Annotated in this window: 10 protein-coding genes; 1 reads left to right on the forward strand and 9 read right to left on the reverse strand. The window is 67.2% G+C overall.

Features of this window, described 5'->3' with window-relative positions:
- Positions 1 to 45: 45 nt before the first annotated feature.
- A complete protein-coding gene (gene secA / locus PA01_04990; protein ID KON81058.1) occupies positions 46 to 2,769 on the reverse strand; it encodes a preprotein translocase subunit SecA in 2,724 nt (907 codons plus the stop codon).
- A gap of 171 nt (positions 2,770 to 2,940) precedes the next feature.
- Here secA and PA01_04995 point away from each other — a divergent pair, with 171 nt between their 5' ends.
- Positions 2,941 to 3,375 (forward strand): DUF721 domain-containing protein, encoded by a 435-nt coding sequence (locus tag PA01_04995; GenBank protein KON82314.1) that lies wholly within the window; start codon positions 2,941 to 2,943, stop codon positions 3,373 to 3,375.
- A gap of 82 nt (positions 3,376 to 3,457) precedes the next feature.
- Here PA01_04995 and PA01_05000 read toward each other — a convergent pair whose 3' ends face one another.
- From PA01_05000 to murG, 8 genes are all read right to left on the reverse strand, one after another.
- Positions 3,458 to 3,646, reverse strand: coding sequence for a hypothetical protein (locus PA01_05000; GenBank protein ID KON81059.1), 189 nt, complete (start codon positions 3,644 to 3,646; stop codon positions 3,458 to 3,460).
- 8 nt (positions 3,647 to 3,654) lie between these two features.
- A complete protein-coding gene (gene lpxC, locus PA01_05005) occupies positions 3,655 to 4,575 on the reverse strand; it encodes a UDP-3-O-acyl-N-acetylglucosamine deacetylase (protein KON81060.1) in 921 nt (306 codons plus the stop codon).
- Between the two features lie 261 nt (positions 4,576 to 4,836).
- A complete protein-coding gene (ftsZ, locus tag PA01_05010) occupies positions 4,837 to 5,976 on the reverse strand; it encodes a cell division protein FtsZ (GenBank protein ID KON81061.1) in 1,140 nt (379 codons plus the stop codon).
- 140 nt (positions 5,977 to 6,116) lie between these two features.
- Entirely contained in the window at positions 6,117 to 7,346 is a 1,230-nt protein-coding gene (gene ftsA, locus PA01_05015) for a cell division protein FtsA (protein ID KON81062.1), read from the reverse strand.
- Positions 7,343 to 8,152, reverse strand: coding sequence for a cell division protein FtsQ/DivIB (locus PA01_05020; GenBank protein KON82315.1), 810 nt, complete (start codon positions 8,150 to 8,152; stop codon positions 7,343 to 7,345). The genes ftsA and PA01_05020 overlap by 4 nt, the downstream gene beginning before the upstream one ends.
- 19 nt (positions 8,153 to 8,171) lie before the next feature.
- Complete coding sequence (locus PA01_05025) at positions 8,172 to 9,086, reverse strand: D-alanine--D-alanine ligase (protein ID KON81063.1); 915 nt, start codon at positions 9,084 to 9,086, stop codon at positions 8,172 to 8,174.
- Between the two features lie 11 nt (positions 9,087 to 9,097).
- Positions 9,098 to 10,513 carry a UDP-N-acetylmuramate--L-alanine ligase gene (gene murC / locus PA01_05030; GenBank protein ID KON81064.1) on the reverse strand — a complete coding sequence of 472 codons (1,416 nt, stop codon included), beginning with the start codon at positions 10,511 to 10,513 and terminating at the stop codon, positions 9,098 to 9,100.
- Positions 10,510 to 11,583, reverse strand: a complete 1,074-nt coding sequence (gene murG / locus PA01_05035; GenBank protein KON81065.1) for an undecaprenyldiphospho-muramoylpentapeptide beta-N-acetylglucosaminyltransferase — start codon at positions 11,581 to 11,583, stop codon at positions 10,510 to 10,512. The genes murC and murG overlap by 4 nt, the downstream gene beginning before the upstream one ends.
- Positions 11,584 to 11,633: the final 50 nt, after the last annotated feature.

Below are 11,633 nucleotides of genomic sequence, written 5' to 3' on the forward strand. Positions count from 1 at the left end.
CGCGAACGCTCCGGGGGCGATTCCCGGCAGCTCCGCGCTCGCGCCTCAGCTCAGCTTGCCGTGGCAATGCTTGTATTTCTTGCCCGATCCGCACGGGCACGGATCGTTGCGCCCGACTTTCGCTCCGGCCGGCGCTGCTGCGTGGGCGGCATCGGCAGCCGTGCCGACGCCGAGCGCTTCGTCGAAAGCGGCGTGCTGGTACTGCACGTTCTCGAGCTCGGGTGGCACCTCCGCCTCCTCGAGCTGCGCTTCGGTGCGCACCTGGACGGTCATCAGGAGCTTCGAGACATCGTTGCGCACGGTATCGAGCAGCGTCTCGAACAGCTCGAAAGCCTCGCGCTTGTATTCCTGCTTCGGATTCTTCTGCGCATAGCCGCGCAGGTGGATACCCTGGCGCAGGTGATCGAGCGCCGCCAGGTGCTCGCGCCAATGCGTATCGAGGCTCTGCAGCATCACGTTGCGCTCGAACTGGTGCCATGCGACCGGATCGACCTGCGCGGTCTTCGCCGCGTACTGCTCCTCGGCCGCGGCGAGGAGGCGCTGGAGGATCGCCTCGTCGTCGAGGTTCGGTTCGGCCTTGAGCCATTCGCCGATCGGCAGCCGGAGCTGGAACTCCGACGCGAGCGCCTGTTCGAGCGCCGCGATGTCCCATTGCTCCTCGACGCTGTCGAGCGGCACGTGGAGGCGAAAACTGTCGTGCAGCACGCCCTGGCGCATTGCGCGGACCGTCTCCGAGATGTCGTCGCTCTCGAGCAGCTCGTTGCGCTGCTGATAGATGACCTTGCGCTGGTCGTTGGCGACGTCGTCGTATTCGAGCAGCTGCTTGCGGATGTCGAAGTTGCGCTGCTCGACCTTGCGTTGCGCCGACTCGAGCGAGCGCGTCACCATCGCGTGCTCGATCGCTTCGCCTTCGGGCATTTTCAGGCGCACCATGATCGCGTTCAGGCGCTCGCCGGCGAAGATCTTCATCAGCGGGTCTTCGAGCGACAGGTAGAAGCGCGAACTGCCCGGATCGCCCTGGCGTCCCGCGCGGCCGCGCAGCTGGTTGTCGATGCGGCGCGACTCGTGCCGCTCGGTGCCGATGATGTGCAGGCCGCCGTTGGCGAGCACCTGCTCGTGCACCGGCTTCCACTCCTCGCGCAGCGCGGCCGTGCGGGCTTCCTTCTGCTCGGGCGTCAGCGTCTCGTCGTCGCGTACTGCGGCGAGCTGCCGCTCGATGCTGCCGCCGAGCACGATGTCGGTGCCGCGGCCGGCCATGTTCGTCGCGATCGTGATGACGCCGGGGCGCCCCGCCTGAGCGACGATCTCCGCTTCGTGCTCGTGCTGCTTCGCATTCAGCACCTGGTGCGGCAGCTTGACGCGGTTCAGCTCGCCCGACAGGAATTCGTTGATCTCGATCGACGTCGTGCCGACGAGCACCGGCTGGCCGCGCTCGACGCAGCCGCGGATGTCCGCGATCACGGCATCCCATTTTTCCTTTGCGGTGCGATAGACCTTGTCGTTCTCGTCCTTGCGGATCATCGGCCGGTTCGTCGGCACGACGACGGTCTCGAGGCCGTAGATCGAGTGGAACTCGAACGCTTCGGTGTCGGCCGTGCCGGTCATGCCGGCGAGCTTGCCGTACATGCGGAAGTAGTTCTGGAAGGTGATCGACGCGAGCGTCTGGTTCTCGGCCTGGATGCGCACGCCTTCCTTCGCCTCGACCGCCTGGTGCAGGCCATCGGACCAGCGCCGGCCGGCCATCAGGCGGCCGGTGAACTCATCGACGATGACGACTTCGTTGTTCTGCACCACGTAATGCTGGTCCTTGTGGTACAGAGAATGCGCGCGCAACGCCGCGTACAGGTGATGCACGAGCAGGATGTTGCCCGGATCGTAGAGGCTCGTGCCTTCGGCAAGCAGGCCCATCCGGGTCAGGATCTGCTCGGCGTTCTCGTGACCCTGCTCGGTCAGCAGCACCTGGCGCGCCTTCAGGTCGAGCGTGTAGTCGCCCGGTTTCGTGACGTTGTCGCCTTCGCCTTCCTGCTCGGTCAGCATCGGCGCGACCTGGTTGAGCTTGAGGTAGAGGTCGGTGTGGTCTTCGGCCTGCCCGGAGATGATCAGCGGCGTGCGCGCCTCGTCGATGAGGATCGAATCGACCTCGTCGACGATCGCGAAGTTCAGCCCGCGCTGCACCCGCTCGCCGATCGAATAGACCATGTTGTCGCGCAGGTAGTCGAAGCCGAACTCGTTGTTCGTGCCGTAGGTGATGTCGGACGCATAGGCGGCCTGCTTCGCCTCGTGGCCCATGCGCGACAGGTTGCAGCCGGTGGTAAGGCCGAGAAAACCGTAGATGCGGCCCATCCAGTCGGCGTCGCGGCTCGCGAGGTAGTCGTTGACGGTGATGACATGCACGCCCTTGCCGGTGAGCGCGTTCAGATACGCGGGCAGCGTCGCGACGAGCGTCTTGCCTTCGCCGGTGCGCATTTCCGAAATCTTGCCGTTGTGCAGCACCATCCCGCCGATCAACTGCACGTCGAAGTGCCGCATGCCGTGGACCCGCTTGCCAGCTTCGCGCACGACGGCGAATGCTTCCGGCAGGATGCTGTCGAGCGCCTCTCCGTTGGCGATCCGCTGCTTGAAATCGGCAGTTTTCCCCTGCAAGGCTTCGTCCGACAGCGCGGAGATTTCCGGTTCGAGCGCGTTGATCGCACGGACGGTCTGGGAATACTGGCGGATCAGGCGGTCATTGCGACTGCCGAAGATTTTCTTGAGTAGGCCGGAGATCATGGATGGTGGGGTCGGACGATTCGGCAAAAGCGCAAGTTTAGCATGTGGGTGGAATCGACCCGCATTGCAAGTCAGCCTGTGCCGCAACGACGCGACAACGCTCCGCCCTTGCGCCGCTTGCAGACGCAGGGCGCGAAACCTACCATGGGGAATGATCGCGAACGCACTTCCATGACCCAGCTTATCCAGCGATTTCTCGGCAGCGGCGACGCGCTGGCCCGTTTGCGCGACCACGCCGCGCGCCTGCGCAAACTGCAGGCGGTACTGGAACAGCATCTTCCGCCGGCCCTGGCGTCCGCCTGCGCCGTGGCCAACGTCAAGAACGACACCCTCGTGCTATTGGCACAGGGCGGAGCGGTCGCCGCGCGGCTCAAGCAGATGGCACCGACCCTCGCGGAGCAGTTCGGCGCGGCCGGTGTGCCAATCCGCACGATCCAGGTGAAAGTCCAGGTGCTCGAGGAGCGCGAAGCGCCGCGCCCGGCCCCGGACCGCAGACTGTCCGACGCGGGGCGACGCAGCCTCGCCGATTTTTCATCGAGCCTGCCGGCCGATTCGCCGCTGCGCGAATCGCTGGAGCGACTGATCGACCGCAGCCGGGCCGGCTGAAGCGCTCACTGGAGCACCCTCGCGCTACGCGCGGTCCCGCCAGGCGGGACTGCGCGCGTCTTGGGGCGGCCCGGCGAAGCGCTCACGCGAGCGGCAGGAACACACGCTCGAGCGCGAGCAGCGCGAGGAACACGAAGACGACGACGAGGCCGACGCGAAGGAAATTCCAGGCCCAGCGCCGATAACGGGGATCGCCGGTCAGCATCCACGCGATCAGCGAAGCGCCGATGCCGATCGCCGCGAGGACTGCGAGAAGACGAATGACCAGCATCGTCGGGATCAGGTCGCCAGGGCGAGCTCGAACTGATGACTCACCGCCGCAGGAGTCATTCCCGGCTGTTCGAACGTGACGATTTCCCAAGCCGAGCGGTCCTCGAGCAGGACCCTCAGGATCTGGTTGTTCAGCGCATGCCCCGCCTTGTGCGCGCTGTAGGCCGCGAGCAGCGGGTGGCCGCACAGATACAGGTCGCCGATCGCGTCGAGCACCTTGTGCTTGACGAACTCATCGACGTAGCGCAAGCCGTCGGAATTGAGCACGCGGTATTCGTCCATGACGATCGCGTTGTCGAGGCTGCCGCCCAGGGCCAGTCCGTGCGCGCGCATCGAATCGACATCCTGCATGAACCCGAAAGTGCGGGCGCGGGCGACGTCGCGCACGTACGAATGCTCGGCGAAGTCGATCGTCACGCTCGTCGAGGTCTTGTCGATCGCGGGGTGGTTGAAGACGATCGAGAACGTTAGCCGGAAGCCGTCGTGCGGCTCGAGCCGCACCCACTTGTCGTCCTCGCGGTACTCGACCGCCTTCTTCACGCGCAGGAAGCGCTTCGGCGCCTTCTGCTCCTCGATGCCCGCCGACTGCAGCAGGAACACGAACGGACCGGCGCTGCCGTCGAGGATCGGGATCTCGGGAGCATCGACGTCGACGTGGAGGTTGTCGATGCCCAGGCCGGCCACTGCGGACATCAGGTGCTCGACGGTGCCCACTTTCGCCCCGTCGCGCTCCAGCCCCGAGCACATCCGCGTGTCGCAGACGGAATACGGATCGGCAGGCAGGTCGCGCGGCGGATCGAGATCGACGCGGTGAAAGACGACCCCCGTGCCGGGCGCGGCCGGCCGCAGCACGAGCTGGACCTTGCGGCCCCCGTGCAGCCCCACGCCAGTGGCCTTGACAATCGATTTGAGGGTGCGCTGCCTGATCATTTTTGAATTATTCCTGTTTCCGGCCAGCAGTTTAACACGGCAGGCGCCCCCGCCCGGGACGCGCGCACCGGGCGGGTCCACGGACGGCACTGCCGGCAACAGTCCATTGGACCGCAGCAGGAGCGTTTCGCTCCGGTTAATGACGAAGCCGGAACGCAGGAGACGAGGCAGGAACGCGGGACGGCCGCAAGCGCCCGACGCGAACCGGAGGCAGCGGTTCGCGTCAGGGCGCCCGTCGAGCGGGACGAGAGGCCGGCGGCGTCAGTCGGCCTGCTTGCGCAGGAAAGCCGGGATGTCGTACGTGCCCATGCCGTTTGCGCTCATCGCCTCGACGGTGGTGCGCCGGGTGTGGCGGATCACGGCGGGAACGTCGAGATTGCCCATATTGACGTTGCCGCCGAGCGGGCCATAAGTGCCCGTGCCCTGCACGACCTGCATCACCGGCTGGCGGCCGGTGCGCGGCGTGCCCAGGCCGGTCGCGACGACGGTCACGCGCACGCGGTCTTCCATCGCCTCGTCGAACACGGTGCCGTATTTCACGAACGCTTCGGGCGCGGCGAACGCCTGCACCGTCTTCACCGCATCGCGCACTTCCGACATCTTCAGCGAGCGGCTGGCGGTGATGTTGATCAGCACGCAGCGCGCGCCCGACAGTTCGGTGCCTTCGAGCAGCGGGCTGACTGCGGCCTGCTCGGCAGCGATGCGCGCGCGATCGAGGCCGCCGGCTTCGGCCGACCCCATCATCGCGCGGCCCATCTCGCCCATCGCCGTGCGCACGTCCTGGAAGTCGACGTTGACGAGGCCGGGGACATTGATGATCTCGGCGATGCCGCCGACCGCGCTCCTCAGCACGTTGTCGGCCGAGCGGAAGCAGTCCTCGAAGCCGGCGTCGTCGCCATACACTTCGAGCAGCTTGTCGTTGAGCACGATGATCAACGAATCGACATAGCGGGTCAGTTCCTCGACGCCGCTCTCGGCGACCCGCAGGCGGTTCTCGAAATCGAACGGCTTGGTGACGACCGCGACGGTCAGGATACCCATCTCCTTCGCGATCTCGGCGACGACCGGCCCCGCCCCGGTGCCGGTGCCGCCGCCCATGCCGCCGGTGATGAAGCACATGTGCGCGCCGTCGAGCGCCGCAGCGATCGCGTCGCGCGAATCCTGCGCGGCCGCGCGGCCGGCTTCGGGCTTCGAACCGGCGCCGAGCCCGGAGCTGCCGAGCTGGATCTTGTTCGGCGCGAGGCAGCGGCTCAGCGCCTGGGCGTCGGTGTTGGCGACGATGAACTCCACGCCCTGCACGTTTTCGCGAATCATGTGGTCGACAGCGTTACCGCCCGCCCCGCCGACGCCGATCACCTTGATCACCGTGCCGGTCTGTTCCTTCTCAACGATTTCGATCATTTGCCTCGTCTCCTGAATATCAACCGTTTTGCGCACCGTGCTCCCGGCGACCTGCATTTAGTGTCAAACGAAAATTCTATAACTAAATAGCCGGTCAACGCGGGCGCACCTTCAAATTCGACGGACAGCTCCCCATCCGCTCAGAAATTCTTCTCGAACCATGATTTCATCCGCCCGAACACCTGGCGGACACTGCGTGTTTCCCGCGCCAGCATGCCGCGTCGGCGCTGCGCGGACCCTTCCATCACCAGCCCCATGGCGTTCGCATAGCGCGGCTGGCATACGATGTCGGCAAGCCCTCCTGCATATTGCGGCGAGCCGATGCGCACCGGCATGTGGAACACTTCCTCGCCGAGCTCGACCATGCCCAGCATCACCGAGGAACCGCCGGTCAGCACGACGCCCGACGACAGCAGCTCCTCGTAGCCGCTGCGGCGCAATTCGGCCTGCACCAGTTCGAACAGTTCGGAGACCCGCGGCTCGATGACGTCGGCGAGACGCTGGCGCGACAGCGGCCGCGGCGGCCGGTCGCCGACGCCAGGCACTTCGATCATCTCCTCGGGGTCGGCGAGCGTGTGCATCGCGACGCCGTGACGGATCTTGATCTCCTCGGCTTCCGAGGTCGGCGTGCGCAATGCCATCGCGATGTCGTTGGTGACCTGGTCGCCGGCGATCGGCAGCACCGCGGTGTGGCGGATCGCGCCATGCGTGAAGACGGCGATGTCGGTCGTGCCGCCGCCGATATCGACGAGGCACACGCCGAGATCCTTTTCGTCGTCGGTCAGCACCGCGTAGCTCGACGCGAGCGGCTGCAGGATCAGGTCCATGACTTCGAGGCCGCAGCGGCGCACGCACTTGATGACGTTCTGCGCCGCCGACACCGCGCCGGTGACGATATGCACCTTGACTTCGAGCTTGACGCCGCTCATGCCGATCGGCTCGCGCACTCCGCCCTGGCCGTCGATGATGAACTCTTGGGTCAGGATGTGCAGAATCTGCTGTTCGGCCGGGATCGGCATCGCGCGCGCGACCTCGATCACGCGCTCGACGTCCAGCGGCGTGACTTCCTTGTCCTTGATCGCGACCATGCCGTTGGAATTGAAGCTCTTGATGTGGCTGCCGGCGATCCCGGTATAGACGTCGCGGATCTTGCAGTCGGCCATCTGCTCGACTTCCTGGATCACGCGCGCGATCGCATCGACGGTGGCCTCGATGTTCACGACCACGCCGCGTTTGAGGCCGCTCGTCGGCTGCGTCGCGAGCCCGATGACAGAGAGGCGCCCATCCGGGCGCGACTCGGCCACCATGCAGGTGACCTTGGCGGTACCGATATCGAGGCCGACGACCAGGTCCTTGTATTCCTTGCTCATTGCTTGCCTTTCGTTGCTTTCAAGTCGCCCACCGGAGTGAGGGCGAATCCGCTCGGATAGCGGAGATCCGCTACCGCAACCTGTACTCCGACGCTGTCGCGCGCGTTCGGCCACGCGTGAACGAAGCGCGCCAGCCGCTGATCGGTCGGCGCCTTTTCATGGTCCCGGCCAAGCACGATCACCAGGCCGTCGTCGAGGCGCAACTGCCACGCCTGTCTGGCTGACAGCGCGAGACTGACGAGACGGCGACCGAGCGGCTCGAGCACGCGCTCGAACTCGCGATGCCGCGCCTGGATGTAGGCCGCCGAGCCCTGCGGGCCCGAAAAAGCCGGGATGTCGGCGTTGCTCGCGGCGATGAACACTTCGCCGTAGCGATTCACGAGCTGTGATTCGCCGCTCTCCGACACCGTCCAGTACGCCGCCGCCTGGTGCTCCTCGAGCCGCAGTTCGAGGACGTCCGGCCAGCGCCGCCGCACTTCGGCGCGGCGCACCCAGGGCAGCTTCTCGAACACCCCGCGCACCTGCTCGAGGTCGACCGAGAAAAAATTGCCGCGGATCGCGGTGCGCGCGACGTATTCGAGCTGTGCCGTCGTGACCTGCGCGGGCGGGGTCAGCACGACGACTTCGCGCAGCGGGAAAAGCGGCCGCGACAGGAACCACACCACGAGGGCGTAGCCGAGCGCGACCGCGGCGAACAGCATCAGCACTTCCGAAATCAGGTTCAGCGTCGCCGGCTTGTCCCACAGTCCTTCCTTTTCGCGCGCGCGTCCCGGCCCCCGGCTGCCGCCGAGGCCGCCGTGGCGCAACGCGGAGCCGGGACGGAAGTCAGCCAAGGCGCGCGTCCTCGAGGATCGCCAGGCACAGCGCGGTGAAGTCCAGCCCGACGGCTTTCGCGGCCATCGGCACCAGCGAATGACCGGTCATGCCCGGCGACGTGTTCATCTCGAGCAGGTACGGCCGGTTGTCTTCGGTCAGCATCAGGTCGGCGCGACCCCAGCCGCGGCAGCCGAGCGCGCGCGCGCTCTTCATCACCAGCGCCTGCAGCGCCTGCTCCTGTTCGGCGGGCAGGCCGCTCGGGCACAGGTAGCGGGTTTCGTCGGTGAAATACTTGTTCTGGTAGTCGTATTTGCCGCCCGGCGCCTCGATGCGGATCACCGGCAGCGCACGCTCGCCGAGGAAAGGCACCGTCAGCTCGGCGCCGACGATGAATTCCTCGGCCAGCACCAGGTCGTCGAAGCGCGCCGCGAGCTCCCACGCTGCCTTGAGCTCGCCGGCCGCGGTGACTTTCGTCGCGCCCATGCTCGAGCCTTCATGCACGGGCTTGACGAAGATCGGCAGCCCCAGCTCGGCGGCGACCGCGTCCCAGTCGGTGTCCGCGGCGAGGATCGCGTAGCGCGGTGTCGGCAGGCCGCACGCGGCCCACACCATCTTCGTGCGCCATTTGTCCATCGCCAGCGCGGAGGCCATCACGCCGCTGCCGGTATAGGGGATCTTCAGCAGTTCCAGCAGCCCCTGCACCGTGCCGTCCTCGCCGCCACGGCCGTGCAGCGCGATGAACGCGCGCTCGAAGCCCTGCTCCTTGAGGATGTGCAGATCCTGCTGTGCGGGGTCGAAGCCGTGCGCATCGACACCGGCGGCCTGCAGCGCCGCGAGCACCGCCCCGCCCGACATCAGCGACACTTCCCGCTCCGCGGACGTGCCGCCGAGCAGCACTGCGACTTTCCCGAATTTTGCCTCCATGCCGTTGCCCCTCACACCAGTTCCTCGCTGCTTGCCAGTTTGCTGGGTACCGCACCGATCGAGCCGGCGCCCATCGTGATCACCACATCGCCATCCCGTGCCGCGGCGAGGATCGTCGCCGGCATCTCGTCGATGTCTTCGACGAACACCGGCTCGACCTTGCCCGCGACGCGGATCGCCCGCGCCAGCGAGCGACCGTCGGCAGCGACGACCGGCGCCTCGCCGGCGGCATAGACTTCAGCGAGCAGCAGCGCATCGACGGTCGACAGCACTTTGACGAAATCCTCGAAACAGTCGCGCGTGCGCGTGAAGCGGTGCGGCTGGAACGCCAGCACCAGCCGCCGGCCGGGGAACGCGCCGCGCGCCGCGGCGAGCGTCGCCGCCATCTCGACCGGGTGATGCCCGTAGTCGTCGATCAGCGTGCAGTGGCCTTGCGGCGTGCCTTCGGCGTCGCGCAGCGCGACTTCGCCATAGCGCTGGAAGCGCCGCCCGACGCCGCGGAATTCGGCCAGCGCCTTGACGATCGCCGCGTCCGGCACCTGCACTTCGGTCGCCACGGCGATCGCCGCCAGCGCGTTCAGCACGTTATGCACGCCGGGCAGGTTCAGTTCGATCGGCAGCCGGCTCACCGAGCCGTTCGTGCGCACGACGTCGAACAGCATCCGCCCGCCTTCGGCGCGGACGTTCTCGGCGCGGATGTCGGCAGTCTCGGACAGCCCGTAGCGCACCACCTGCTTCGACACCAGCGGCATGATCGAGCGCACGTGCGGGTCGTCCTCGCACAGCACCGCGACACCGTAGAACGGCAGGTGCTGCAGGAAGTCGACGAACGCCTGCTTGAGCCGCGCGAAGTCGTGCCCGTAGGTGTCCATGTGGTCCGCGTCGATGTTGGTGATGACCGAAATCACCGGCGTCAGCAGCAGGAACGACGCGTCGGACTCGTCGGCTTCGGCGACGAGGAAATCCCCTTTGCCGAGCCGCGCGTTCGCGCCGGCCGCGTTGAGCTTGCCGCCAATGACGAAAGTTGGGTCCATGCCGCCTTCGGCGAGGATGCTCGCGACCAGCGAAGTGGTCGTCGTCTTGCCGTGCGTGCCGGCGATCGCGATGCCGTGCTTCAGGCGCATCAGTTCGGCGAGCATCTGCGCGCGCGGCACGATCGGCACATGGCGTGACCGCGCCGCGACGACTTCCGGATTGTCGTTGCGCACTGCGGTCGAGATCACGACCGCGTCGGCGTCGGCGACGTTCTCCGCCGCGTGGCCGAACCTGACCCGCACCCCGAGCGCGGCGAGCCGCCGCGTCGCGGCGTTTTCGCCCAGATCCGAGCCGCTGACCAGGTAGCCGAGGTTTGCGAGCACTTCGGCGATCCCGCTCATGCCGGCGCCGCCAATGCCGACGAAGTGGATGCGCTTGACCTTGTGCTTCATTTCTTTTTTCTCCCTGCCGCGAGTTCCTCGCAGGCCTGTGCAACCGCTTCGGTCGCGCGCGGCTTCGCCAGCGCCCGTGCTTTCGTCGCCATGTCGAGCAGGCGGTCGCGGGTGAGGCTCCCGATGATGCCTGCCAGCCGTTCGGCATCGAGCTCCGGCTGCGGCAGCAGGTACGCGGCGCCGCGATCGGCGAGAAAATGCGCGTTTCCGGTCTGGTGATCGTCGACGGCGTGCGGGAACGGCACCAGCAGGCTCGCCGCGCCGACCGCGGCGAGTTCTGCGACCGTCAGCGCGCCGGCACGGCAGACGACGAGATCGGCATCGGCATATCTGGACGCCATGTCGTCGATGAACGGCAGCAGTTCGCCCTCGACGCCAGCGGCCGCGTACGCCGCGCGCAACGCTTCGAGCTGCTTCGCGCCGGCCTGGTGCGTGACGATCGGCCGCTGCGCCGAGTCGATTCGCGCCAGTGCTTTCGGCACGGTGTCGTTGAGCACCGCCGCGCCGAGGCTGCCGCCGACGACGAGCAATTTCAGCGGCCCGCTGCGCCCGGCAAAACGCTCAGCCGGCGGCGCCACGGCGGCGATGTCGGCGCGCACCGGATTGCCGACCCAGCCGGCTTTCTTCAACGCCTGCGGAAAGCCCGACAGCACCCGGTCGGCGACCCCGGCAAGCACGCGGTTGGCGAGGCCGGCGACCGAATTCTGTTCGTGCAGCACGAGCGGACGGCCGAGCAGCGCCGCCATCATGCCGCCGGGGAACGTGACGTAGCCGCCCATGCCGAGCACGACGTCGGGCCGGATGCGCCGCAGCTCGCCCTGCGCCTGCCAGAAACCGCGCAGCAGGTTCAGCGGCAGCAGCAGCTTGCGCAACAGGCCCTTGCCGCGCAAGGCGCCAAAGCGCACCCACGCGGTCTCGTAGCCGTGCTGCGGCACGATCCGCGCTTCCATGCCATCCGGGTTGCCCATCCACACGATGCGCCAGCCGCGCCCGCGCAACTGCTCGGCGACGGCAACGCCGGGGAAGATGTGGCCGCCGGTGCCGCCAGCCATCACGAGCAGCGTCTTCATTGGGGCACCCTCGCGCTGCGCGCGGTCCCGCCAAGCGGGACTGAGCACTT

It is taken from the genome of Azoarcus sp. PA01 (assembly GCA_001274695.2).
GTDB lineage: Bacteria > Pseudomonadota > Gammaproteobacteria > Burkholderiales > Rhodocyclaceae > Aromatoleum.